Source organism: Streptomyces sp. NPDC093598 (assembly GCF_044764825.1).
Taxonomy (GTDB): domain Bacteria; phylum Actinomycetota; class Actinomycetes; order Streptomycetales; family Streptomycetaceae; genus Streptomyces.
In genome coordinates this window covers 1073585-1097321 of the sequence record NZ_JBIWIV010000002.1, presented here as the reverse complement: position 1 = coordinate 1097321, position 23737 = coordinate 1073585, and the positions used below count along the sequence as shown (strand labels likewise).

The following is a 23737-nucleotide window of genomic DNA, read 5'->3' as shown; positions in this document are numbered from 1 at the left end:
CTCCTTCGTCATGCGAGGTGGAACACTTCCGTGAGCGGTTTCATGGCCTCGTCGGGCCGGGCGCCGTCCAGCGACTCGAAGAACGGCGCCATCTCCGCCTGCCAGCGGGCGTTGACGTCGGTGGCTTCCATGCCGGCCTGGGCGGCCGCGAAGTCCTCGGTCTCGAGGTAGCCGACGAGCAGTCCGTCCTCGCGCAGGAAGAGCGAGTAGTTGTGCCAGCCGGTCTCCGAGAGCGCCCGGAGCATCTCGGGCCACACGGCGGCGTGCCGCTCGCGGTACTCGTCGAGGCGCTCCGCCCGGACCTTCAGCAGGAAGCACACGCGCTGCATCAACAACCCCTCAGGGACTAGAAGTTGAACTGGTCGATGTTCTTGGCGTCGAACACGGTCGGCTTGCCGAGGCTGATCACGCCGTCCTTGCCGATGGTGTACTCGCCCATGGAGCCGGCCTTGAAGGTCTCGCCCTCCTTGCCGGTGATCTGCCCGGAGGACAGCGCGACGGCGGTCCGGGCGGCCAGCTCGCCGAGCTTCGCGGGGTCCCACAGCTCGAACGCCTCGACGGTGCCGTTCTTGACGTACTTGCGCATGTCGTTCGGGGTGCCGAGACCGGTCAGCTTGACCTTGCCCTTGTACTTGGAGCCCGACAGGTACTGGGCGGCGGCCTTGATGCCGACGGTGGTCGGGGAGATGATCCCCTTCAGGTTCGGGTACTCCTGGAGCAGGCCCTGGGTCTGCTGGAAGGACTGCTGGGCGTCGTCGTTGCCGTACGCGACCTTCACCAGCTTCATGTTCTTGTACTCGGGCTTCTTCAGCTCGTCCTTCATGAAGTCGATCCAGGTGTTCTGGTTCGTCGCGGTCTGCGCGGCGGACAGGATCGCGATCTCGCCCTTGTAGTCGATCTGCTTGGCGAGCAGCTGCACCTCGGTACGGCCCAGGTCCTCGGCGGAGGCCTGGGAGACGAAGGCGTTGCGGCAGTCTGCGGTGGTGTCGGAGTCGTAGGTGACGACCTTGATGTCGTTCTTCATGGCCTGCTTGAGCGCCGTGCACAGGGCGCCCGGGTCCTGAGCGGACACGGCCATCGCGTCGACCTGCTGCTGGGTGAGCGTGTTGACGTACGACACCTGCCCGGCGGTGTCGGTCGCGCTGGACGGCCCGACCTCCTTGTAGCTGGACCCCAGCTCCTTCAGCGCCTTCTCGCCGCCCTTGTCGGCGCTGGTGAAGTACGGGTTGTTGACCTGCTTGGGCAGGAACCCGACGGTGAGCCCCTTCTTCGTGGCGGCGTTCGGGTCGGCCTTGCCGGCGGTGGCGGCGGAGGCGCCCTCGTCGGCGACGTCCTTCTTGGTGGTGCCGCCGCAGGCGGTGAGTGCCAGGGCCAGAGAGGTGGCGGTGGCGAGGGCCGCGCAGCTGCGGCGCACGGTGGACTTGCGCATGTCGATGGTCCTTTACGAGGAAGGGCTGGGTTACGAGGTGGGAGTCGAGGCGGCTCTGCGGCCCGCCCTCGCGGTGGAGAACTGCCGTACGACCCGGGGGCCGAGCACGGACAGAACGAGCAGGACGCCGGTGACGACGATCTGGGACTGGGCGGACACGTCCTTGAGGCTCATCACGTTCTGCAGCGCGCCGAGGAGGAAGACCCCGGCGATCGCGCCGCCCAGCGTGCCCTTGCCACCGTCGAAGTCGATACCGCCGAGCAGCACGGCGGCCACGACGGACAGTTCGAGGCCGGTGGCGTTGTCGTAACGGGCGCTGGCGTAGTGCAGCGCCCAGAAGATGCCGGTCAGTGAGGCCATCAGACCGGTCAGGGTGAACAGGATCAGCTTCTGCCGCTTGACCCGGACGCCGGCGAAGCGGGCGGCCTCCTCGCTCGCGCCGATCGCGAACAGCGACCGGCCGAACGGTGTGGCGTGCAGCGCGACCACGGCGATGGCGAGCAGGACGAGGAACGGCAGCAGGGCGTACGGGATGAACGTGTCGCCGATACGCCCGGCCGCGAAGTCCAGGTACTGCGTCGGGAAGTCGGTCACCGCGTCGGAGCCGAGCACGATCTGCGCGACGCCCCGGTAGACGGCGAGCGTGCCGATGGTCACGGCGAGGGACGGCAGCCCCAGCCTGGTCACCAGCAGCCCGTTGACCAGCCCGCACACGACACCGAGCAGCAGGCAGATCGGGATGATCGACTCGATGGTCATGCCCTGGTTCCACAGGGCGCCCATCACCGCGCCGGACAGCCCGGCCGTGGAGGCGACCGACAGGTCGATCTCGCCGGAGACGACCAGCAGGGTCATCGGCAGTGCGATCAGCGCGATCGGCAGCGTGTTGCCGATCAGGAACGACAGGTTGAGCGCGTTGCCGAACCCGTCGACGAACCCGAAGGAGAAGAGCAGGACCACGACGAGCAGGGCGCCGACGGCGGAATCCCACCTCTTCAGGCCGGACCAGCCGGCCGCTCGGCTCGGGGAGATGTCAGCCATGGCGGGCGTTCCTCTTCTTCAGGGCGGAGGCCACGCGCAGCGCGACGATCCGGTCGACCGCGATCGCGAGGATGAGCAGGATTCCGTTGATGGCGAGCACCCAGACGGAGCTGACACCGAGGGCGGGCAGCACGCTGTTGATGGAGGTCAGCAGCAGCGCGCCGAGGGCCGCGCCGTAGACGCTGCCGGAGCCGCCGGTGAAGACGACGCCGCCGACCACCACCGCGCTGACGACGGTCAGTTCGTAGCCGTTGCCGGTGCCGGAGTCGACGTTGCCGAACCGGGCGAGGTACATCGCGCCGGCGAGTCCGGCGAGGGCGCCGCAGAAGGTGTACGCGGCGAGGATCCGCTTGCGGACGGGGATGCCGGCGAGGCGGGCGGCCTCGGGGTTGGAGCCGAGCGCGTACAGCTCGCGGCCACTGGCGAAGTGCTTGAGGTAGTAGGCGGTGGCGATGAGCACCGCCAGCGCGATCAGCGCCAGGTACGGCACCGCCGAGATGCCGCCCGAGCCGAAGTCGACGAATCCGCCGGGCAGATCGGCCGCGGTGATCTGGCGGGAGCCGACCCAGATGGAGTCGATGCCGCGGATGATGTAGAGCGTGCCGAGGGTGACGACGAGCGCGGGCACCTGGCCGAGGCTGACGAGCAGCCCGTTGAGCAGTCCGAAGCCGATGCCGAGCAGCACGGCCAGCGCGATCGCCACGACGGAGTCGCCGCCGCCCTGGAGATAGGTGCCGGCGGCGAAGGCGCTGATGCCGAGCGTGGATCCGACGGACAGGTCGACGTTGCGGGTGATGACGACGAGGGACTGGCCGGTGGCGACCAGGACCAGGATCGTGGCGTTGAGCAGCAGGTCCTTGATGCCCTGTTCGGAGAGGAACTCGCTGTTGCCGGCCTGGGTGACGGCGATCATCACCAGGAAGACGAGCAGGATCGCGAGTTCGCGCATCTTGAAGACGCGGTCGACCAGCCGGGTGCCGCTCGACTTGGGCACCTCGGCCACAGGGGCCTCTCGGGGAGTGACGACCGTCATGCGGCGGCCCTCCCGGTGGCTGCGGCCATCACGGTTTCCTCGGTGGCGTCGGTGCGGGGGATCTCTGCGGTGAGCCGGCCCTCGTGCATCACCAGCACGCGGTCGGCCATGCCGAGGATCTCGGGCAGGTCGGAGGAGATCATCAGGACGGCCACGCCGTCGGCGGCCAGCTGCGACAGCAGCCGGTGCACCTCGGCCTTGGTGCCGACGTCGATGCCCCGGGTCGGCTCGTCGACGATCAGCACCTTCGGGCCGGTGGCCAGCCACTTGGCGAGCACGACCTTCTGCTGGTTGCCGCCGGAGAGGGTGTTGACGGTGTCGGCGATACGGGCGTACTTGACCTGGAGCCTGACGGCCCAGTCCAGGGAGCGGCTGCGCTCGGCGCCGCGGTCCATGAGCCCGGCCTTGACGGTCGTGCGCAGCCCGGTGAGGCCGATGTTCCGCTCGATGGACATGTTCATCACCAGGCCCTGGGCGCGCCGGTCCTCGGGGACCAGGGCGAGTCCGGCGGCCATGGCGGTGGAGGGCGCGCCGTTGACCAGCGCCTTGCCCTGGACGGAGACCTCGCCGGCGTCCCAGCGGTCGATGCCGAACACCGCCCGGGCGACTTCGGTGCGCCCGGCGCCGACGAGTCCGGCCAGGCCGACGATCTCGCCGTGCCGTACCTCGAAGGAGACGTCGGTGAACACGCCCTCGCGGGTCAGCCGGCGCACGCTCAGGGCGACCTCACCGGGCTTCACGTGCTGCTTGGGGTAGAGCTCGTCGAGGTCGCGGCCGACCATGCGGCGCACCAGGTCGTCCTCGGTCATGCCGTCCAGGGGCTCGCTGGCGATCCAGGCGCCGTCGCGCAGGGTGGTGACCCGCCGGCAGATCTCGAAGATCTCCTCCAGCCGGTGGGAGATGAACAGCACGGCGGCGCCCTGATCGCGCAGGGTGCGGACGACACCGAAAAGGCGGGCGACCTCGCTGCCGGTGAGGGCGGCCGTCGGCTCGTCCATGATCAGGACGCGGGCGTCGAAGGAGAGGGCCTTGGCGATCTCGACGATCTGCTGGTCGGCGATGGACAGACCGCGGGCGGGCCGGTCGGGGTCGAGTTCGACCCCGAGGCGCTCCATGAGGGCGGCGGTCGCATTGCGGGTGGCCCTGTGGTCGATACGGCCGAGGGCGCGGCGCGGCCGGCGGCCCATGTAGATGTTCTCGGCGATCGACAGGTCGGGGAAGAGCGTGGGCTCCTGGTAGATCACGGCGATGCCGGCGTCGCGGGCGTCACCGGGTCCGTGGAAGGCGACGGGCGCACCGTCGAGCAGCACCTGGCCGGCGTCCGGGCGGTGCACCCCGGCGAGCGTCTTGATGAGGGTGGACTTGCCGGCACCGTTCTCACCGGCGAGTGCGTGCACCTCCCCGGGGAACAGCTCCAGGGAGACGTCCCGCAGTGCGCGGACCGCGCCGAAGGACTTGGAGACGTCCTTCAGGGCGAGAACCGGGGCCGGACCCGTGGTGGACGGGTGGGTCATGAGGGCTCCTCGACGACGCCGGCGGGTCGGCCCTCTCGGCGTCGTGAAAGGTTTCAACTGGATTGCCGGGACGTTAGGCGGGCCGCGCATGTCACGTCAATGGGTTCCGGTCGAAAAAGTTTCGAGGACAGAAGGTCACGCATGAGTCACGGGAAACCGTCTTGGCCGGAGGGGTTGACACCCCTTCGGGGGGCCCATAACTTCCCCTCCTGAATCGTTTCATTCAGTGGTCGTCACGACCCGATGTCACAGGAGCCTGACGTGACCGAGCTCGCCGCGGTGAAGGCCGCTCTCAAGACCCAGGCCGTCGAGACGCCGTCGTGGGCGTACGGGAACTCGGGCACACGGTTCAAGGTGTTCGCGCAGCAGGGTGTGCCGCGCACCCCCTTCGAAAAGCTGGACGACGCGGCGAAGGTGCACGAGTTCACCGGGGTCGCCCCGACGGTGGCCCTGCACATTCCGTGGGACAAGGTCGACGACTACGCGGCGCTGGCGAAGCACGCCGAGCAGCGTGGGGTGAAGCTCGGGGCGATCAACTCCAACACCTTCCAGGACGACGACTACAAGCTCGGGAGCATCTGCCATCCGGAGGCTGCCGTGCGGCGGAAGGCCGTGGACCATCTGCTGGAGTGCGTCGACATCATGGATGCGACGGGCTCGGCGGATCTGAAGCTGTGGTTCGCCGACGGCACGAACTATCCCGGCCAGGACGACATCCGGGGGCGGCAGGACCGGCTGGCCGAAGGGCTGGCCGAGGTCTATGAGCGGCTCGGGGACGGGCAGCGGATGCTGCTGGAGTACAAGTTCTTCGAGCCGGCCTTCTACACCACGGACGTGCCGGACTGGGGGACCGCCTACGCGCACTGTCTGAAGCTCGGGCCGAAGGCGCAGGTCGTCGTCGACACGGGGCACCATGCGCCGGGGACCAACATCGAGTTCATCGTGGCGACGCTGCTGCGCGAGGGGAAGCTCGGCGGGTTCGACTTCAACTCGCGGTTCTACGCGGATGACGACCTCATGGTCGGGGCCGCCGATCCGTTCCAGTTGTTCCGGATCATGTACGAGGTCGTGCGGGGCGGTGGGTTCTCGCCCGACGTCGCTTTCATGCTCGACCAGTGTCACAACATCGAGGCGAAGATCCCGGCGATCATCCGGTCGGTGATGAACGTGCAGGAGGCCACGGCGAAGGCGCTGCTGGTCGATGGTGCCGCGTTGGGGGCGGCGCAGCGGGCGGGGGATGTGCTGGAGGCGAATGCCGTGGTGATGGACGCGTACAACACGGATGTGCGGCCTCTGCTGCGGGAGGTGCGGGAGGAGATGGGGCTGGACCCCGAGCCTCTCGCTGCGTATCGGCGGTCCGGGTGGGGTGAGCGGATCGTTGCTGAGCGGGTGGGTGGGCAGCAGGCCGGCTGGGGAGCGTGAGCGTCTGCCGGGTTCTGCTCGATGCGGGCTGCGGACCGGTTGTGGCTGGTCGCGCAGTTCCCCGCGCCCCTGAGATACACACTCTCTGTTGCAAAGGAACTGTTCATGGCTGTTCATCCCGAAGCTGATGCTCTGCTCGCCCGGTCGCACCGGCTCGGCAGTGATCCCCGGAACACCAACTACGCGGGGGGCAACGCCTCCGCGAAGGGCACCGGGACCGACCCCGTCACCGGCGGCGACGTCGAGCTGATGTGGGTCAAGGGATCCGGCGGTGACCTCGGGACGCTGACCGAGGCGGGGCTGGCCGTGCTGCGGCTGGACCGGATGCGGGCGCTCGTGGACGTGTACCCGGGGGTCGAGCGTGAGGACGAGATGGTCGCCGCGTTCGACTACTGCCTGCACGGCAAGGGTGGGGCCGCTCCCTCCATCGACACCGCCATGCACGGGCTGGTCGAGGCCGCGCACGTCGATCATCTGCACCCGGACTCGGGTATCGCGCTCGCCTGTGCCGCCGACGGGGAGAAGCTGACCGCCGAGTGCTTCGGGGACAGCGTGGTGTGGGTGCCGTGGCGGCGGCCCGGTTTCCAGCTCGGGCTGGACATCGCGGCCGTGAAGGCGGCCAATCCGCAGGCGATCGGGTGCGTTCTCGGCGGCCACGGGATCACCGCCTGGGGTGACACCTCCGAGGAGTGCGAGCGGAACTCGCTGCACATCATCCGCACCGCCGAGCGGTTCCTCGCCGAGCGGGGCAAGGCCGAGCCCTTCGGGCCGGTGATCGAGGGGTACGCCGCGCCGGGTGCCGCCGAGCGGCGAGAGCGGGCCGCCGCCCTCGCGCCGTACGTGCGCGCCCTCGCCTCCCAGGACCGGCCCCAGGTGGGGCATTACAACGACTCCGAGGTCGTGCTCGACTTCCTCGCGAGCGCGGAGCACCCGCGGCTCGCCGCGCTCGGGACCTCCTGCCCCGACCATTTCCTGCGCACCAAGGTGCGGCCGCTGGTGCTGGACCTGCCGCCGAGCGCACCGCTCGACGAGGCGATCGCCCGGCTGAAGGAGCTGCACGCCGAGTACCGCGAGGAGTACGCCGCCTACTACCGGCGGCACGCCGAGCCGGACTCCCCCGCCATGCGGGGCGCCGACCCGGCGATCGTGCTGGTGCCGGGCGTGGGCATGTTCTCCTTCGGCAAGGACAAGCAGACCGCCCGGGTGGCGGGCGAGTTCTACGTCAACGCCATCAACGTGATGCGCGGGGCCGAGGCCGTGTCCGCCTACGCGCCGATCGAGGAGTCCGAGAAGTTCCGGATCGAGTACTGGGCGCTGGAGGAGGCCAAGCTCCGGCGGATGCCGAAGCCCAAGGCGCTGGCGACCCGGGTGGCGCTGGTGACGGGTGCCGGGAGCGGCATCGGGAAGGCCATCGCGCACCGGCTGGTGGCCGAGGGCGCGTGTGTCGTGGTCGCCGACCTGAACGGGGAGAACGCCGCCGCCGTCGCCGAGGAGCTGGGCGGGCCCGACAAGGCCGTCGCGGTGACGGTGGACGTCACCTCCGAGGAGCAGATCGCCGAGGCGTTCCGCGCGGCCGTGCTGGCCTTCGGCGGAGTCGACCTCGTCGTCAACAACGCGGGGATCTCGATCTCCAAGCCGCTGCTGGAGACCTCCGCCAAGGACTGGGACCTCCAGCACGACATCATGGCGCGTGGGTCCTTCCTCGTGTCGCGGGAGGCGGCCCGGGTGATGATCGCCCAGGAGCTGGGCGGTGACATCGTCTACATCGCCTCGAAGAACGCCGTGTTCGCCGGTCCCAACAACATCGCCTACTCCGCCACCAAGGCCGATCAGGCGCACCAGGTGCGGCTGCTCGCTGCCGAGCTGGGCGAGCACGGGATCCGGGTCAACGGGATCAACCCCGACGGTGTCGTGCGCGGCTCGGGGATCTTCGCCGGCGGGTGGGGCGCCAAGCGGGCCGCCGTGTACGGGGTGGAGGAGGAGAAGCTGGGTGAGTTCTACGCCCAGCGGACCATCCTCAAGCGCGAGGTGCTGCCGGAGCATGTCGCGAACGCCGTGTTCGCGCTGACCGGTGGGGACCTCACTCACACGACCGGTCTGCACATCCCGGTCGACGCCGGCGTCGCGGCCGCCTTCCTGCGATGAGCACGGCCGTGAAGTCGTACGCCGCGGTCGACCTCGGCGCGTCCAGCGGGCGTGTCATGGTCGGCCGTGTCGGCCCGGACAGCCTGGAGCTCGCCGAGACCCACCGCTTCCCCAACCGGCCCGTCCGGGTGCCCGAGGGGCTGCGGTGGGACGTGCTCGGGCTGTACGCCGGGATGCTGGACGGACTGAAGGCGGCCGGGCAGGTCGACTCCGTCGGCATCGACAGCTGGGCCGTCGACTACGGGCTGCTGGACGCGGACGGGGCACTGCTCGGCAATCCCGTGCACTACCGGGACTCCCGGACGGAGGGTGTCGCGGAGAAGGTGTGGGCGACCGTGCCCGCGCGGGAGCTGTACGCCGCGACCGGGTTGCAGTACGCGCCCTTCAACACCCTGTACCAGCTGACGGCGGCGCGATCGACGGCTCAGCTCGCCCAGGCCCGGCGGGTGCTGCTGATGCCGGACCTGCTGACGTACTGGCTGACCGGCGAGCAGGGCACGGAGCTCACCAACGCGTCCACGACCCAGCTGATCGATCCGCGCACCCGCGACTGGGCGTACGGCCTCGCGGAGCGCCTCGGTGTCGACCTCGGGCTGTTCGCGCCGCTGCGGCGGCCCGGTGATCCGGCGGGGGTGCTGCGGCCCGAGGTGCTGGAGGAGACCGGGTTCGCCGGTCCCGTGCCGGTGACGGCCGTCGGGTCGCACGACACCGCCTCGGCGGTCGCCGCCGTGCCCGCCTCGGGTGAGCGGTTCGCGTACATCTGCACGGGCACCTGGTCGCTGGCCGGTCTGGAGCTGGACGCGCCGGTGCTGACCGAGGAGAGCCGGGCCGCCAACTTCACCAATGAGCTGGGGCTGGACGGCACGGTCCGCTATCTGCGCAACATCATGGGGCTGTGGCTGCTCCAGGAGTGCGTGCGGGCCTGGGGCGACCCGGATCTGGGCGCGCTGCTGCTGGAGGCGTCCAAGGCTCCGGCGCTGCGGTCGGTCGTGGACGCGGGTGACGCGGCGTTCCTCGCGCCGGGGCGGATGCCGGAGCGGATCGCCGAGGCCTGCCGGGTCTCGGGGCAGCCCGTGCCGGAGTCGCCGGCCGAGGTGACGCGCTGCATCCTCGACTCCCTCGCCCTCGCCCACCGCAAGGCCGTCGGGGACGCCCAGCGGCTCGCCGGGCACGCGGTCGACGTGGTGCATGTGGTCGGGGGCGGTACGCGCAACGCGCTGCTGTGCCAGCTGACCGCCGACGCCTGCGGGCTGCCGGTGGTGGCCGGGCCGACCGAGGCCGCCGCGCTCGGGAACGTGCTCGTGCAGGCGCGGGCGCACGGGCTGGTCGGGGACCTGGCCGGGATGCGGCGGCTGCTTGTGAACACACAGCCGCTCACGCGGTACGAACCCCGGGGCGGGACCGAACGGTGGCGCGCCGCGCAGGCCCGGCTCGCCCGGGACTGACGGGGTCTCCCCCGCGTCTTGTCCCCGGACTACGCTTCACTCATCCGATGATCGACCACAAGGAGCCGCGATGCGTGTCGCCCTGTTCCTGACCTGCGTCAACGACACGCTCTATCCGGACACCGGGCGCGCCGTGGTGAAACTGCTGACCAGGCTGGGCGTCGACGTGGACTTCCCGAGGGCGCAGACCTGCTGCGGGCAGGCGCACTACAACACCGGTTACCGCCACGAGGCCGAGCCGCTCGCCCGGCATTTCTCCGATGTCTTCGGCGAGTACGAGGCGATCGTGACGCCGTCCGGGTCGTGCGGGGCGATGGTGCGGGAGCTGTATCCACGGATGGGCGAGCGGGCCCGGGCCGAGGGGCGCGGGGACACCCTCGCGGCCGCACTGGCCCCGGTGGTGCCGAAGACGTACGAGCTGACCGAGTTCCTGGTGGATGTGCTGGGCGTGACGGACGTCGGGGCGTACTACCCGCACACGGTGACCTACCACCCGACCTGTCACGGACTGCGCGGACTCGGGCTCGGCGAGCGGCCGCGGCGGCTGCTGCGAGCCGTGAAGGATCTGGAGCTGGTCGAGTTGCCGGGGGCGGACGAGTGCTGCGGGTTCGGCGGCACCTTCGCGCTGAAGAACTCCGACGTCTCGGCGGCGATGGGTGCCGACAAGGTGCGCAACGCCGAGTCGACGGGCGCCGAGGTGCTGTGCGCGGCCGACAACTCCTGTCTGATGCACATCGGCGGGACGATGGCCCGGCTGCGGACCGGCATGCGGCCGGTGCACCTCGCGGAGATCCTGGCGAGCACGGAGGAGGAACCGGCCGTATGAGCGGAACGTTCGTCGGTATGCCGGCGTTTCCGGAGGCCGCGCGGGAGGCCGTGGCGAACACGACCCTGCGCGGCAATCTGCGGCACGCCACGCACACCATCCGCGCCAAGCGGGCCAAGGCCGTGTCCGAGGTGTCCGACTGGGCCGAGCTGCGCGAGGCGGGCAAGCGGATCAAGGACCACACGCTGCGCCATCTCGACCGCTACCTCGTGCAGTTGGAGGAGTCGGTCACGGCCGCGGGCGGCGTCGTGCACTGGGCCGCCGACGCGGACGAGGCCAACGAGATCGTCACCCGGCTCGTGAAGATGACCGGCGAGTCCGAGGTCGTCAAGGTCAAGTCGATGGCCACGCAGGAGATCGGGCTCAACGAGGCACTGGAGGCCGAGGGCATCCACGCCTACGAGACGGATCTCGCCGAGCTGATCGTGCAGTTGGGCAAGGACCGGCCCTCGCACATCCTCGTCCCCGCCATCCACCGCAACCGGGGGGAGATCCGGGACATCTTCGTCCGGGAGATGAGCGAGTGGGGCCGCCCCGCCCCCGAGGGCCTGACCGACACACCGGCCGAACTGGCCGAAGCCGCCCGCCTGCACCTGCGGGAGAAGTTCCTGCGGGCCAAGGTCGGCATCTCCGGTGCCAACTTCATGGTGGCCGAGACGGGCACGCTGGTGGTCGTGGAGTCCGAGGGCAACGGCCGGATGTGCCTGACCCTGCCCGAGACGCTGATCTCGGTCGTCGGCATCGAGAAGATCGTGCCGACGTGGCAGGACCTGGAGGTGTTCCTCCAGACCCTCCCCCGCTCCTCCACGGCCGAGCGCATGAACCCGTACACGTCGACGTGGACGGGTACGACGGACTCCGAGACGGCGGACGGGCCGAGCACCTTCCATCTGGTGCTGCTGGACAACGGCCGCACCGACACCCTCGCCGACGAGGTCGGCCGGCAGGCACTGCGCTGCATCCGCTGCTCGGCGTGCCTCAACGTGTGCCCGGTGTACGAGCGGGCCGGCGGCCACGCCTACGGCTCGGTGTACCCGGGCCCCATCGGCGCGATCCTCAGTCCCCAACTGCGGGGCACGGGCAGCGAGATCGACGCCTCGCTGCCGTACGCGTCCTCGCTGTGCGGGGCGTGCTACGAGGTGTGCCCGGTCGCCATCGACATCCCCGAGGTGCTGGTGCACCTGCGGGAGCGGGTCGTTCAGGGCGGCGAGGTCACCAGGGAGGGCAACAAGGTGGTGCTGCGGCCCGCGAAGGGGCATGCCGCCGAGCGGGCGGCGATGCGCGCGGCCCGCTGGGCCTTCACGCACCCGGGCGCGCTGCGCACCGGCCAGCGCACCGTCTCCCGGACGCGTCGCTTCCATCCCCGTACGCTGCCGGGCCCGGGCAAGGCCTGGAGCGGGACCCGGGACCTGCCGCCGGTGCCCGCCGAGCCGTTCCGGGACTGGTGGCAGCGGACTCGTGGCGGGAAGGACGGGGTTGAGTGAACAGCAGGGAACGGATCCTGGGGCGGGTGCGGCGCGCGCTGGCGGACGCGCCGGCCGACGAGGCGCCGATCGCGCGGGACTATCTGCGCGAGCACGGACAGCGGACCGTCGCGGAGACGGTGGAGCTGCTCGCCGAGAACCTGGCGGACTACCGGGCGGTCGTGCACCGCTGCACGGACGACGCGTTGCCGGACGTGCTCATGCGGCTCCTTACGGAACGGGGCGCGCAATCCGTGCTGGTGCCCCCCGGACTGCCACCGCACTGGCTCGAGGCGGTCGACGCGACACGCGTCCACGACCGGGCCGCGAGCACGCCGCACGAACTCGACCGGGTCGACAGCGTCGTCACCGGGTGTGCCGTCGCGATCGCCGAGACCGGCACCATCGTGCTGGACGGCTCGCCCGACCAGGGGCGGCGCCGGATCACCCTCGTCCCGGACCATCACATCTGCGTCGTACGGGTGCCGGACCAGGTGGTCTCCTCCGTGCCGCAGGGGCTCGAACGCCTCGACCCGGCCCGTCCGTTGACGTGGATCTCCGGGCCGTCGGCGACCAGTGACATCGAGCTGGACCGGGTCGAGGGGGTGCACGGGCCGCGCACGCTGGAAGTGGTGCTGGTCGGTCAGGGCAGGATCGAGTCCACGTAGCCGCCGTCGACCCGCAGGGCACCACCGGTGGGGACGGGCCTGGCCACGGCCCGGCGGGTGCTGCGCACTCCTGTGGTGCGGGCGGTGGCGTCTGCCGCGTGAGCGGAGGCTTGGCGAGGGGGGCCGTCGCTGCGGCGGCCGTCCCGTCAGCGCGTACCGCGGACGACTTCTCCAGTCGTTCCAAGACGTGCGGGATCCTCTCGCGCGGGCTGTCCGTCTCCTCCCGGGGGCCCCGGGGAAACCGATCGGTTTGCTGCCCGACCGGACGGGAACCCCGTGACAGCGTGAGTGAACAAGCGCTTAGATAGTGCCCTGCCCCGTCCGCTCCTCGCCGCCGTCCTGGAGGCCCCGTTGTTCACATCCGTCGACGACGTCTCCGCACGCCTCGCCGAGACCGGCTACCTCGCCTCGCCCGCCGTCGCCACGACCGTCTTCCTCGCCGCCCGTCTCGGCAAGCCGCTCCTGGTGGAGGGCCCGGCGGGCGTCGGCAAGACGGAGCTCGCCAAGGCGGTCGCCGAGGTCGCCCGGGCACGGCTCGTCCGTCTCCAGTGTTACGAGGGGGTCGACGAGTCCCGGGCGCTGTACGAGTGGAACCACGCCAAGCAGCTCCTGCGCATCAGCGCGGGCCGCGACGAGACGTGGGACGAGGCCCGTACCGACATCTTCAGCGAGGAGTTCCTGCTCACCCGGCCGCTGCTGACCGCAATCCGGGGTGACGACCCGAAGGTCCTGCTGATCGACGAGACCGACAAGGCCGACGTCGAGGTGGAGGGCCTGCTGCTGGAGGTGCTGAGCGACTTCCAGGTGACCGTCCCCGAACTGGGCACCATCACGGCGACGCGCCGCCCCTTCGTCGTCCTGACCTCCAACGCGAGCCGGGAGCTGTCGGAGGCGCTGCGCCGCCGCTGCCTCTTCCTGCACATCGGCTTCCCGGACGAGGAGCTGGAGCGCCGGATCGTACGGCTCAAGGTGCCGGGCCTGGACGAGGCGCTGGCCCGCTCGGTCGTGCGGGTCGTGGGCGCGCTGCGGGCGATGGACCTGCGCAAGGTGCCGTCGGTCGCCGAGACCGTCGACTGGGCGCGCACCCTGCTCGCGCTCGGCGCCGGCTCGCTGGACGAGACGGTCGTGCGGGCCACGCTCGGTGTGCTCCTCAAGCACCAGGACGATGTCCTCAAGGCGTCCGCCAAGCTCGACCTGGACGCCCTGTGACCACACCGGCGGGCGTCGCCGAGCGGCTGACGTCCCTCGTCGGGGCGTTGCGCGCGCACGGCGTGCGGATCGGCACCGGCGAGAGCGTCGACGCGGCGCGGGCGGTCGAGGAACTCGGCCTCGCGGACCGGGAACTGCTGCGCGAGGGGCTCGCGGCGACGCTGCTGCACGCGCCAGGGCAGCGGCAGGTGTTCGACCCGGTCTTCGACCTCTACTTCCCGAGCGGTGTCGGCGGCCCGGAGCAGCGGGCGGCGGGGCGGGAGGATCTGCGGGACCGGCTGGCCGACGCCCTGGCCGCCGACGACCGGGCGATGCTGGGCCGGCTGGCGATCGAGGCGGTCGACGGTTTCGGCGGCTACGGCTCCTCGTCGGAGTCGGACGGCTGGTCGTCGTACCAGACGCTCGAGCGGCTGCGGCCGCAGACGCTGCTGGCCCGCGTGCGCGACAACCTCCGGGGGCAGGGCGGTGAGGCGGGGTTCGCGGACCGGCTGCTGGAGGACGAGATCCGGCGGCGCATCGACGCCTTCCGGGCCATGGTGGCGGCGGAGGCGCGGCGCCGGGTCGCCGAGCGGCGCGGAGCGGACGAGATCGCCCGACGGGCGGTGGCGCCGACCGCCGACCGGGTCGACTTCCTGTTCGCCGGGCAGGACCGGCTGGCCGAGCTGCGCAGGACGGTTCAGCCGCTGGCCCGCAAGCTCGCGACCCGGCTCGCGGCCCGGCGCCGTCGCGCCTCCCGGGGCACGATCGATCTGCGGCGGACGCTGCGCGGCTCACTGTCGACGGGCGGAGTGCCGATGAAGCCGGTGCTGCGCAGACGGCGTCCCGCCCGCCCCGAACTGGTGCTGCTGTGCGATGTGTCGGGGTCGGTCTCCGGCTTCTCGGACTTCACGATGCTGCTGGTGCAAGCGTTGCACGACCAGTTCAGCAAGGTGCGCGTGTTCGCCTTCGTCAACCGGATCGACGAGGTGACGGGGCTGCTGGAGCACGGCAGGGCCGACCCGGAGGGGCTGGGTGTCCGCATCCAGGCGGAGGCGGCGGTCACGGGCTATCACGGCAGCAGCGACTACGGCATGGCGCTGGGCGAGTTCGCCGAGCGGTACGCGGACGCGGTCGGCTCACGCACCACCGTGTTCGTCCTCGGTGACGCCCGCACGAACCGGAGCGACCCGAACCTGCCCGCCGCGCGGCGGATCGCCGAACGCGCCCGCCGTGTGCACTGGCTGAACCCCGAGCAGCGCTCCCGCTGGGGCACCGGCGACTCGGTCGCGCCCGCCTACGCCGAGCTGGTCGAGATGCACGAGTGCCGGAACGCCCGGCAGTTGAGCGCGCTGGTGGCCCGGCTGCTGCCGGTGTGATCAGGCGGCGGTGAGCTGCGGGTAGAGGGCGGCGGGCTCGGCGGCCTACCCGGCCTTGACCTGCCGCGCCATGTCGTCGGCCAGGACCTCGAACGTGACGCGCGGTCGCCGCTAGTCCTTCTTGGCGTACTCCCTGGCCATGCTGCCCGCGAAGTCGTACACCACGCACTGCTCGTCGCCGACGACCCAGGCGTCGTGGCCGGGTGCGCAGACGAACACGTCGCCGGGTCCCACCTCGGTCTCCGCGCCGTCGTCCATGCGGATGTGCAAACGACCCGAGACGACATAGCCGTTGTGGTGGATTTGGCAGCTGTCCGTCCCGGCGATCGGGGCCACCGACTCGGACCAGCGCCAGCCCGGTTCGAAGGTGGCCACGGCGAAGTCCAGTCCCGTCATGTGGACGGCTTCCAGATGGCCTCGGGGGTAGTCGCGCCGCTCGTCCGGCTTGTCGAGCGTCTTCACCTCAAGCATGACGCTCCTCCTCGATGAGGGTGTGTTTCCATCGTCCGTCCGTCCGACGGGCGGCGCCATTCAGCGAGCGCCGCCGCCGCAGAGCTCGGCGAAGCGCCCGGCGTCGATGTTGCCGCCGGAGATGATCACGCCGACCCGCGGTGGCAGCGCGCCCGCCCGGCCGGTGAGCAGTGCGGCCAGCGGGGTGGCGCCGCTCGGCTCGACGACGATCTTCAGGCGTTCGAAGGCGAACCGCATCGCGTCGCGGATCTCGTCGTCGCCGACCAGGACGACCTCGTCGAGGAGCCGCCGGTTGACCGAGAAGGTCAGCTCTCCGGGGGTGTGCAGGGCCTGGCCGTCGGCGATGGTGTGCGGGACCGGGACGCTGACGCGCCGGCCGGCCTCCAGCGAGCGCTTGGTGTCGTCCCCGGCCTCCGGTTCGACCCCGATGGTCCGGATGCCGGGGTGCAGGGCCTTGGCCACCGTGGCGCTGCCGGCCATCAGCCCGCCGCCGCCGACCGGCGTCAGCAGCGCCCCCAGCTCCCCGGTCTCCTCGAGGAGCTCGAGCGCGGCTGTGCCCTGCCCCGCCATGACGTGCGGGTGCTCGTAGGGCGGGATGAGGGCGAGACCGCGCTCGGCGGCGAGGGCCTCGGCGATGGCGACGCGGTCGCCGGTGTAGCGGTCGTACGTGACGATCTCGGCGCCGTAGCCGGCGGTGGCCGCTCGCTTGGACGGCGGGGCGTCCTGCGGCATGACGATCACGGCGGTGGTGCCGAGCTCCCGGGCGGCCAGGGCGACGGCCTGGGCGTGGTTGCCGGAGGAGTAGGCGGCGATGCCGCGGGACAGCTGCTCGGGGGTGAGGCGGGAGGCGGCGTTGTAGGCGCCGCGGAACTTGAAGGCGCCGACGCGCTGGAAGTTCTCACACTTGAGGAAGATCTCGGCGCCCGCGAGCGCGTCCAGGGTGCGGGAGCGCAGCACGGGTGTGCGGTGGGCGACGCCCCGGAGCCGGGCTGCGGCGCCCCGGACGTCGTCGAGGGTGACCGGTGGGGTGGTGGTCGTCACGCGGGTCCTCCGGTGGAAGTGTCGTGGGCGGCCCGGGCCTGGGACAGGTAGTTGTAGGCGGAGGCGCGGGAGATGCCGAGCCGGGCGGCGACCTGTTCGACCGCACCGCGCACGGCGAAGACACCGCGGGTGTCCAGCCCGCCGAAGAGCTCCAGGCGCTCCGCGCGGTCGAGCTCCGCCCAGCTGCCCCGCTGCTGGGACTGGTGGGCGTCGACGAGGGCGTCGACCACGGCGTCGATGTCGTTGCCGAAAGTGGTGGTCGGCAGCTCCGCCGGGGCGGCACCGAGCCCGGCGAGCGCGCCGAGCAGGCCGTGCACCTGGGTGACGGCACTGACGTCCACGTTGACGCAGAGGGCGCCGAACACGGCTCCCCTGGAGTCCCGCAATACCATCGTGGAGGACTTCACCAGTGTCCCGTTGCGGGCGCGGGTGACGTAGTTCAGTTCGTCGGCCGCCGTGTCGCCGCGGGCCAGGACGCGCATGCCGATCTCGCTCATCGCGCCGCCGGCCGTCCGTCCGGTCACCGAACCGGCCACGGCGACCACCGACTGCTCCGGGTTCCGGTAGTCGTGCAGCACGACGTCGCAGATCGGCCCGAAGGTCGCGGCGATCCCCTCCACGACCGGCTTCAGCGCAGCGAGGATCGCGTCCCGCTCGGCATTCGGTTCATCTGCCATCCCGCCTCCTCTCACCTGTCCCACCTTAGACCACAAGTCCAGCTCTTGGATATACAGTCCAGCGGAATCTCCAACAGTTGGCAATGGTTTTCACATGACTTCGGCCTGAACCCGCTTGTGACATTCATTCCCATCTAGCGTGACGCCTGTCGAACACCCCTCGTGCACGTCCGTCCTGGAGGAGCCATGTCCCTGTCCACGTCCCGCCGCCTCGCGCTGCTGACCGGCGCGTCACTGGCCCTGCTCGCGGGCTGCGGCAGCTCGTCGGACCCGGCCGGGGGCAAGGGCGCACCGGCCCGCGTGGCCGTGGTCGCCTCGACGAACGTCTACGGCGACATGGTCCAGCGCATCGGCGGCGACAGAGTCGATGTCACCTCGCTCATCAGCGACCCCGACCAGGACCCGCATTCCTACGAGGCCGACCCCCAGAACCAGCTGGCCCTGTCCAAGGCGAAGGTCGTCGTCGAGAACGGCGGCGGCTACGACGACTTCGTCGACCGCATGCTGAAGGCCGGCCACAACGACTCCGCCCAGGTGATCAACGCGGTCGAGGTGTCCGGCAGGACCGCGCCCAAGGGCGGGGAGCTCAACGAGCACGTCTGGTACGACTTCCCCACCGTCGCCAAGGTCGCCGACCGGATCTCCGCCGCCCTCGCGAAGGCCGACCCGGGCGATGCCGCCGCGTTCGAGAAGAACACCGCCGCCTTCAAGGCGAAGCTCACACCGCTGGAGGCCGAGGAGGCGCGGATCAAGAAGGCGCACGGCGGTGAGGGCGTCGCCATCACCGAGCCCGTGCCTCTGTACATGATCGAGGCGAGCGGCCTGGTGAACCGGACGCCCGCACAGTTCAGCGAGGCGATCGAGGAGGGCGACGACGTCTCCCCGCGGATCCTCCAGGAGAGCCTCGCCCTGTTCAACGGCAAGAAGGTGAAGGCACTCGTGTACAACGAGCAGACCTCGGGCCCGCAGACCGAGAAGGCCGAGGCGGCGGCCAAGGCGGCCGGCATCCCCGTCGTGCCCGTCACCGAGACCCTGCCCAAGGGGAAGGACTACCTCGGCTGGATGACCGCCAACGTCGACGCGCTCGCCGGAGCGCTGGCCAAGTGACCCCGATACCCCGGCGGGACGGCGCCCCTGTCATCGATCTGCGGGGAGCCGCCCTGGCCTACGGCGAGCGCGAGGTGTGGAGCGGCCTCGATCTCGACGTACGGCCCGGAGAGTTCCTGGCCGTGCTGGGCCCGAACGGCGCGGGCAAGACCAGCTTCGTCCGGGCGCTGCTCGGCCGGCAGCGGCTGTCCGCCGGCACGCTGACCATCCTCGCCCGGCCCGCGCGCGAGGCCGCCCGGCACATCGGCTACGTCCCGCAGCAGGCGGCGCTGTCGGCGCAGGCCATGCTGCGCGCCCGCGACCTCGTCCGGTTCGGCGTCGACGGCCACCGCTTCGGGCCGCGGCTGCGCACGGGCGGCATCCGCCGCCGGGTGGACGAGATCCTCGAGGCGGTCGGCGCCTCGGCCTACGCGGACGTCCCGCTCGGGATGCTCTCCGGCGGCGAACGGCAGCGCGTGCGCATCGGACAGGCCCTGGCGACCGACCCGCGCCTGCTGCTGTGCGACGAGCCGCTGCTGTCGCTCGACCTGAACCACCAGCGGGCCGTCACCGAACTGATCGACGCCCGGCGCCGCTCTCACGACACGGCCGTGGTGTTCGTGACGCACGAGATCAATCCGGTCCTGGGCCTGGCCGACCGGGTCCTGTACCTGGCCCGCGGCGGCCACCGGGTCGGCACCCCGGACGAGGTGCTGACCTCAGAGTCACTGTCCCGCCTGTACGGCACACAGGTCGACGTGATGCGTGTCCGGGGCCGGGTGGTGGTCGCGGGAGCACCCGACGAGACCGCCGCCCCGCCGCACCACCCCGAGCAGCCGCACGAGACGGACGGAGTGCGCGCATGACACTCGCCGACGGGATCTGGCACCAGATCTTCGACTTCACCGACTACGGCGAACTCCTCGCCCTGGTCCGCAACTCCCTCGTCGCCGGCGTGGCGCTGGGCCTGGTGGGCGGGCTGGCCGGGGTGTTCGTCCTGATGCGGGACCTGCCGTTCGCGGTGCACGGCATCAGCGAGTTGTCCTTCGCCGGCGCCTCGGCGGCACTGCTGCTGGGCGCGAACATCGTGGCGGGCTCGATCGCCGGTTCGCTCCTCGCGGCCGGCGCCATCGGCGTCCTCGGGACACGGGCCCGGGACCGCAACTCGGTGATCGGCATCATCATGCCGTTCGGCCTGGGTCTCGGCGTGCTGTTCCTCGCCCTCTACAAGGGCCGGGCCGCCAACAAGTTCGGGCTGCTCACCGGGCAGATCGTCGCCGTGGACACCCCGCAGATGTCGTGGCTGCTCGGCACGTCCGTCCTGGTGCTGGTGGCCCTGGCGGTCATGTGGCGTCCGCTCGCCTTCGCCAGTACCGATCCGGATGTGGCGGAGGCCCGCGGGGTGCCGGTGCGTGCGCTGTCCTTCGCGTTCATGCTGGTGCTCGGGCTCGCCGTCGCCCTGTCGGTGCAGATCGTCGGCGCGCTGCTGGTGCTCTCCCTGGTCGTCACCCCGGCCGCGGCGGCCGCCCGCGTCACCGCGTCGCCGGTGCTGCTGCCCGTGCTGAGCGTGCTGTTCGCCGTGGCCTCGATCGAGGGCGGCATCCTGCTCGCCCTGGGCAGCAGCATCCCCATCAGCCCCTACGTCACGACGATCTCGTTCACGATCTACGCGGTGTGCCGGGTGGCCGGCCGGTACCGGAACCGGCGCTGGGGGGCGCGGCGGACGGTGCGTGCGGCCTGAGGACGCCTCACCGTTCGAAGACGACCTGTCCGTCGAACACCGTCAGATCCACCTGCACCTGAGTGATCTCGTGCGGGTCGAGGTCCAGCAGTGGCCGGTCCAGGACGCACAGGTCGGCGGCCCGGCCCGGTTCGACGGTGCCCTTGAAGTCGTCGGCGAAGTCCTGCCAGGCGGCGGTGGAGGTGTAGGCGCGCAGGGCGTCGGCGAGGGGGACGCACTGCTCGGGGCCGCTGGGGCGGCCGCTGGCCTTGGACTCGCGCAGCATCATCGAGGCCACCCCCTGGCGCCAGTCGGGCTCGGTGATGGGGGCGTCGGAGCTGGCGCAGACCCGCACGCCGGCGTCGAGCGCGGAGCGCACCGGCCACTGGTAGGCGGAGCGTTCGGGGCCGACGACCTCGTCCATCAGGTCGGAGATGGTCCACTTGATGGCGGGGTTCATGTTGACGCCGTAGCCGTGCGCGGCGAGCTTGGCCAGGCTGCCGGGACTGATGAAGTCGCCGTGGATGACGTAGTGCCGGGCGTCGGGGCGGGGTGCGGCCGTGTTCGCGGCGAGGAAGGCGTCCACCACGAGGTCGATGGCCCGGTCGCCGGTGACGTGCACGCCGAGCTGGAAGCCGGCCTCATGGCCGAGCCTGATCATCTCGCGCAGTTCGTGCGCCTGGAGGGCGGGAGTGTCGCCGTGCACGCAGAGGGCGCCGTGGCCGCCGTCCGGGTACGGCTGGCTCATCCACGCCGTGCGGTTGGGCGGGACGCCGTCGGCGAAGATCTTGACGCCGATGGCACGCAGCAGCCGGGGGTCGGCCGACTCGGGGCGGCGCAGTTCGGCCAGTCCCTCGCGGACGTCGGCGGCGGATCCGCCCATGGGTGCGGGCAGGAGCAGGACGCTGACGCGGGCCCGGAGTTCGCCGCTCGCGGCGAGATCGGCGTAGGCGGTCCAGTTGTCGGTGCTCAGGCCGCCGAGGAGAGAGCCGGCACCGCCGGGGCCGAGGCCGGGCTCGGTGTAGCTGGTGATGCCGCGGGAGTGCAGCTCGCTGATCACGCCCTGGATGGCCCGGCGGCGCTGGGCGGGGGTCGGGGCGGGCAGTTCGGCCTGGACGAGCCGCCCGGCGGCCTCGCGCAGGATGCCGGCCGGCCGGCCGTCGGGGTCGTGGTCGATGACCCCGCCGGGCGGGGCCGGGGTGCCGGCGTCGATGCCGCAGCGGCGCAGCGCTTCGGAGTTGACCCACACCATGTGCGAGGAGAAGTCGGTCAGGCAGACCGGGTGATCGGGCGCGACCGCGTCCAGGTCCCGCCGGTGCGGGAAGCGACCGGGGTCGGCCAGGCACTCGGCGAGGTAGCCGGGGTCCCAGCCCAGGCCGATGATCCACTCGCCGTCCGGTGTCTCGTGTGCCGCCCGCCCGACCGCCGCGGCGATGCCGGCGATGGAACGCACCGCCGGGTGACCGACGTCGAGGGCGAACGGCGGCTTCGTCATGCCGTAGGCGGCGCCGTGCAGATGCGAGTCGTTGATGCCGGGCAGCACGGTCCGGCCGCCCAGCTCGACGATCCGGGTGCCGGGCCCGGCCAGGGCGCGCATCTCCGGGTCGCTGCCGACGGCCAGGATGTCCCGGCCGCGCACGGCCACGCCCTCGGCGACGGTGAACCCGGCGTCGACGGTGAGGACCTGACCCCCGGTCAGGACGAGGGTGGGAGCGGTGTCGCTCACGGACGACCTCATTTCGTGGGGAGGGTGGGTCAGCGCCCCGTGCGGGGTGCGAAGTACGCCAGGGCCGCGCCGGCCACCAGCGCGGTGCCCTGGGCCATCTGCTGCCGGAACGTCGGCACGTTCAGCGGGGTCGGGGTGCGGCGGATGTCGACGAGGCGGCGCAGGACGGGGCCGTGCAGGCGCCGGCCGCCGAACCAGAGCCGGGGGCCGTCCGGGCCGGGGGCCTTGAGCTCGAACCAGGCGTTCCGGAAGGGGGGTAGTGCGGTCCGTCGTGGGAGAGCGGGGACGGGCCCCAGGCCTTCGCCCACACCTCCAGGTGCTCGCCGGGGAGCCGCCCGCGCCGGGCGAACGGCACGCCGAGGGCGTCGTACTCGTCCCTGCTCCAGCTGACCGTGCGCTGCACGACGAGACGTCCCTCGCTGATCAGGTCGAGGGTGACGAGTTCACGGGCGAGCAGCAGGGTGTGGCGCAGCGGGGCGAGGACGGCCGCTGCGGCCAGGCGCAGCATGGAGGTGACGGAGGCGATGGCGGCGAGCAGCAGCAGGGAGTCCGGCCAGGGGGTGCGGGGGTCCTGGTTGCCAGGGAGGGCGTAGTCGCGGGGGTTGCCCATGCTGCCGGCGGCTGCCGCGTCGGGGCCGAGGACGATGTGCTCGCTGACCATCACGGCGTCGAAGCCGGCGTCCTCGGCCTCGCGGGCCCGGCGGACGGCGGCGGGCAGATCGGCCCGGCCGCCGGTGAGGGTCCAGTTCTCGCTGAGGACGAGGAGCATGCGGGGAGGGCTGGCATGACGGGTCTCCCTTTCGACTTCGTACAATTTGAGTCCGAACGATCGGACGGCGAGGTTGAGCCGCCCGTGTGTGACGCGTCGCGAACAGACGAAGGAGCCACCCGTGCCGGGGCACCGATCCATCACCGAAGCCGAGAAGCTCGCCGCGGCGAAGCTCGGCGGCATTCCGATCCGCCGGGAGCAGATGGCGGCGGTGGCGAACATCTACCGGGCCGCCTCCGCGGTGCGGCAGCACCTGGAGAACTCGGTGCTGCGCGGCTCCGACCTGACCTGGACGGCCTTCGTGGTGCTGTGGGTGGTCTGGGTGTGGGGCGAGTCGGAGACCCGGCACGTGGCGGAGGAGGCGGGGATCTCCAAGGGCACGCTGACGGGTGTCGTGCGCACGCTGGAATCCCGGGGCCTGCTGCGGCGCGACGGGCATCCGACCGACGGGCGCCTGGTGCTGCTGAGCCTCACCGCCGAGGGTGAGGAGTTCATGGCGCGGGTGTTCCCGGCGTTCAACGAGGAGGAGGCCTTCGTCACCGCGGGGCTCAGCGACGCCGAGTGCCGCCGCCTCGCCGAAGGGCTGCGGAGTGTGGTGCTCCAGGTGGAGGAGCACGGTGAGGAGCGGCGGCAGTCTCTGCTGGGCGGCGCCGAACCCGCCCCGCGGCGCAGCGGACGGCGGCCCCGGGGCTGACTC

Annotated in this window: 21 protein-coding genes and 1 pseudogene; 12 read left to right on the top strand and 10 right to left on the bottom strand. The window is 71.5% G+C overall.

The window, feature by feature from the left end; all coding sequences use genetic code 11:
- Positions 1-8 precede the first annotated feature (8 nt).
- From ACIRDU_RS11000 to ACIRDU_RS10980, 5 genes are read right to left on the bottom strand one after another with little or no spacing between them, the layout of a single operon-like run.
- On the bottom strand, positions 9-329 hold the full coding sequence (locus ACIRDU_RS11000) for an L-rhamnose mutarotase (protein ID WP_376644912.1): 321 nt from the start codon (positions 327-329) through the stop codon (positions 9-11).
- Positions 330-346: 17 nt separating this feature from the next.
- A complete protein-coding gene (rhaS, locus tag ACIRDU_RS10995; RefSeq protein ID WP_403576974.1) occupies positions 347-1429 on the bottom strand; it encodes a rhamnose ABC transporter substrate-binding protein in 1083 nt (360 codons plus the stop codon).
- Between the two features lie 30 nt (positions 1430-1459).
- Entirely contained in the window at positions 1460-2470 is a 1011-nt protein-coding gene (locus ACIRDU_RS10990; RefSeq protein ID WP_403576972.1) for an ABC transporter permease, read from the bottom strand.
- Positions 2463-3503 carry an ABC transporter permease gene (locus ACIRDU_RS10985; RefSeq protein WP_403576970.1) on the bottom strand — a complete coding sequence of 347 codons (1041 nt, stop codon included), beginning with the start codon at positions 3501-3503 and terminating at the stop codon, positions 2463-2465. Before ACIRDU_RS10985 ends, ACIRDU_RS10990 begins: the two co-directional genes overlap by 8 nt.
- Entirely contained in the window at positions 3500-5017 is a 1518-nt protein-coding gene (locus ACIRDU_RS10980; protein ID WP_403576968.1) for a sugar ABC transporter ATP-binding protein, read from the bottom strand. The genes ACIRDU_RS10985 and ACIRDU_RS10980 overlap by 4 nt, the downstream gene beginning before the upstream one ends.
- 261 nt (positions 5018-5278) lie before the next feature.
- Here ACIRDU_RS10980 and rhaI point away from each other — a divergent pair, with 261 nt between their 5' ends.
- The 8 genes from rhaI (at position 5279) to ACIRDU_RS10940 (ending at position 15550) form a co-directional block, all read left to right on the top strand.
- Entirely contained in the window at positions 5279-6439 is a 1161-nt protein-coding gene (gene rhaI, locus ACIRDU_RS10975) for an L-rhamnose isomerase (protein WP_403576966.1), read from the top strand.
- A 105-nt stretch (positions 6440-6544) separates the two neighbouring features.
- Positions 6545-8584 (top strand): bifunctional aldolase/short-chain dehydrogenase, encoded by a 2040-nt coding sequence (locus ACIRDU_RS10970; protein WP_403576964.1) that lies wholly within the window; start codon positions 6545-6547, stop codon positions 8582-8584.
- Positions 8581-10029 carry a rhamnulokinase family protein gene (locus ACIRDU_RS10965; RefSeq protein ID WP_403576962.1) on the top strand — a complete coding sequence of 483 codons (1449 nt, stop codon included), beginning with the start codon at positions 8581-8583 and terminating at the stop codon, positions 10027-10029. The genes ACIRDU_RS10970 and ACIRDU_RS10965 overlap by 4 nt, the downstream gene beginning before the upstream one ends.
- 70 nt (positions 10030-10099) lie before the next feature.
- Positions 10100-10855, top strand: a complete 756-nt coding sequence (locus ACIRDU_RS10960; RefSeq protein WP_403576960.1) for a (Fe-S)-binding protein — start codon at positions 10100-10102, stop codon at positions 10853-10855.
- The gene (locus tag ACIRDU_RS10955; RefSeq protein WP_403576958.1) at positions 10852-12339 is read left to right on the top strand and encodes a LutB/LldF family L-lactate oxidation iron-sulfur protein; all 1488 of its coding nucleotides are present in this window, start codon (positions 10852-10854) and stop codon (positions 12337-12339) included. The genes ACIRDU_RS10960 and ACIRDU_RS10955 overlap by 4 nt, the downstream gene beginning before the upstream one ends.
- A complete protein-coding gene (locus ACIRDU_RS10950) occupies positions 12336-12986 on the top strand; it encodes a lactate utilization protein C (protein ID WP_403576956.1) in 651 nt (216 codons plus the stop codon). The genes ACIRDU_RS10955 and ACIRDU_RS10950 overlap by 4 nt, the downstream gene beginning before the upstream one ends.
- A 351-nt stretch (positions 12987-13337) precedes the next feature.
- On the top strand, positions 13338-14195 hold the full coding sequence (locus tag ACIRDU_RS10945; RefSeq protein ID WP_403576954.1) for an AAA family ATPase: 858 nt from the start codon (positions 13338-13340) through the stop codon (positions 14193-14195).
- Positions 14192-15550, top strand: coding sequence for a VWA domain-containing protein (locus tag ACIRDU_RS10940; RefSeq protein WP_403576952.1), 1359 nt, complete (start codon positions 14192-14194; stop codon positions 15548-15550). The genes ACIRDU_RS10945 and ACIRDU_RS10940 overlap by 4 nt, the downstream gene beginning before the upstream one ends.
- Positions 15551-15661: 111 nt before the next feature.
- Here ACIRDU_RS10940 and ACIRDU_RS10935 read toward each other — a convergent pair whose 3' ends face one another.
- Genes ACIRDU_RS10935 through ACIRDU_RS10925 form a run of 3 tightly spaced genes read right to left on the bottom strand, consistent with a single transcriptional unit; the run spans position 15662 to position 17739 of the window.
- A complete protein-coding gene (locus ACIRDU_RS10935; protein WP_403576950.1) occupies positions 15662-16021 on the bottom strand; it encodes a cupin domain-containing protein in 360 nt (119 codons plus the stop codon).
- A 60-nt stretch (positions 16022-16081) separates the two neighbouring features.
- Complete coding sequence (locus ACIRDU_RS10930) at positions 16082-17062, bottom strand: pyridoxal-phosphate dependent enzyme (protein ID WP_403576948.1); 981 nt, start codon at positions 17060-17062, stop codon at positions 16082-16084.
- Positions 17059-17739: a transcriptional regulator gene (locus ACIRDU_RS10925; protein ID WP_403576946.1), complete on the bottom strand. Its 681-nt coding sequence runs from the start codon at positions 17737-17739 to the stop codon at positions 17059-17061. The genes ACIRDU_RS10930 and ACIRDU_RS10925 overlap by 4 nt, the downstream gene beginning before the upstream one ends.
- A 186-nt stretch (positions 17740-17925) precedes the next feature.
- Here ACIRDU_RS10925 and ACIRDU_RS10920 point away from each other — a divergent pair, with 186 nt between their 5' ends.
- The 3 genes from ACIRDU_RS10920 to ACIRDU_RS10910 are packed head-to-tail and all read left to right on the top strand — an operon-like array spanning position 17926 to position 20566.
- Entirely contained in the window at positions 17926-18846 is a 921-nt protein-coding gene (locus ACIRDU_RS10920) for a metal ABC transporter solute-binding protein, Zn/Mn family (protein ID WP_403576944.1), read from the top strand.
- Positions 18843-19691, top strand: a complete 849-nt coding sequence (locus tag ACIRDU_RS10915) for a metal ABC transporter ATP-binding protein (RefSeq protein ID WP_403576942.1) — start codon at positions 18843-18845, stop codon at positions 19689-19691. The genes ACIRDU_RS10920 and ACIRDU_RS10915 overlap by 4 nt, the downstream gene beginning before the upstream one ends.
- Positions 19688-20566, top strand: coding sequence for a metal ABC transporter permease (locus ACIRDU_RS10910; RefSeq protein WP_403576940.1), 879 nt, complete (start codon positions 19688-19690; stop codon positions 20564-20566). The genes ACIRDU_RS10915 and ACIRDU_RS10910 overlap by 4 nt, the downstream gene beginning before the upstream one ends.
- A 7-nt stretch (positions 20567-20573) precedes the next feature.
- Here the strand turns inward: ACIRDU_RS10910 and ACIRDU_RS10905 are convergent, their stop codons facing one another.
- Together ACIRDU_RS10905 and ACIRDU_RS10900 are read right to left on the bottom strand one after the other, a co-directional pair.
- Positions 20574-22271 carry an amidohydrolase gene (locus ACIRDU_RS10905; RefSeq protein ID WP_403576938.1) on the bottom strand — a complete coding sequence of 566 codons (1698 nt, stop codon included), beginning with the start codon at positions 22269-22271 and terminating at the stop codon, positions 20574-20576.
- A 29-nt stretch (positions 22272-22300) separates the two neighbouring features.
- Positions 22301-23040: pseudogene (locus ACIRDU_RS10900) on the bottom strand (LLM class flavin-dependent oxidoreductase).
- A gap of 121 nt (positions 23041-23161) precedes the next feature.
- On the opposite strand from ACIRDU_RS10900, the gene ACIRDU_RS10895 reads away from it, so the two are divergent.
- Positions 23162-23734 carry a MarR family winged helix-turn-helix transcriptional regulator gene (locus ACIRDU_RS10895; protein ID WP_403576936.1) on the top strand — a complete coding sequence of 191 codons (573 nt, stop codon included), beginning with the start codon at positions 23162-23164 and terminating at the stop codon, positions 23732-23734.
- Positions 23735-23737 lie beyond the last annotated feature (3 nt).

What these genes read in the sequence shown, in the direction of transcription:
- rhaS (WP_403576974.1), bottom strand. Translation starts at nt 1,429, where the DNA reads ATGCGCAAGTCCACCGTGCGCCGCAGCTGCGCGGCCCTCGCCACCGCC.
- ACIRDU_RS10960 (WP_403576960.1), top strand. Translation starts at nt 10,100, where the DNA reads ATGCGTGTCGCCCTGTTCCTGACCTGCGTCAACGACACGCTCTATCCG.
- ACIRDU_RS10980 (WP_403576968.1), bottom strand. Translation starts at nt 5,017, where the DNA reads ATGACCCACCCGTCCACCACGGGTCCGGCCCCGGTTCTCGCCCTGAAG.
- ACIRDU_RS10990 (WP_403576972.1), bottom strand. Translation starts at nt 2,470, where the DNA reads ATGGCTGACATCTCCCCGAGCCGAGCGGCCGGCTGGTCCGGCCTGAAG.
- ACIRDU_RS10955 (WP_403576958.1), top strand. Translation starts at nt 10,852, where the DNA reads ATGAGCGGAACGTTCGTCGGTATGCCGGCGTTTCCGGAGGCCGCGCGG.
- ACIRDU_RS10925 (WP_403576946.1), bottom strand. Translation starts at nt 17,739, where the DNA reads ATGGCAGATGAACCGAATGCCGAGCGGGACGCGATCCTCGCTGCGCTG.
- ACIRDU_RS10910 (WP_403576940.1), top strand. Translation starts at nt 19,688, where the DNA reads ATGACACTCGCCGACGGGATCTGGCACCAGATCTTCGACTTCACCGAC.
- ACIRDU_RS10935 (WP_403576950.1), bottom strand. Translation starts at nt 16,021, where the DNA reads ATGCTTGAGGTGAAGACGCTCGACAAGCCGGACGAGCGGCGCGACTAC.
- ACIRDU_RS10970 (WP_403576964.1), top strand. Translation starts at nt 6,545, where the DNA reads ATGGCTGTTCATCCCGAAGCTGATGCTCTGCTCGCCCGGTCGCACCGG.
- ACIRDU_RS10985 (WP_403576970.1), bottom strand. Translation starts at nt 3,503, where the DNA reads ATGACGGTCGTCACTCCCCGAGAGGCCCCTGTGGCCGAGGTGCCCAAG.
- ACIRDU_RS10965 (WP_403576962.1), top strand. Translation starts at nt 8,581, where the DNA reads ATGAGCACGGCCGTGAAGTCGTACGCCGCGGTCGACCTCGGCGCGTCC.
- ACIRDU_RS11000 (WP_376644912.1), bottom strand. Translation starts at nt 329, where the DNA reads ATGCAGCGCGTGTGCTTCCTGCTGAAGGTCCGGGCGGAGCGCCTCGAC.
- ACIRDU_RS10920 (WP_403576944.1), top strand. Translation starts at nt 17,926, where the DNA reads ATGTCCCTGTCCACGTCCCGCCGCCTCGCGCTGCTGACCGGCGCGTCA.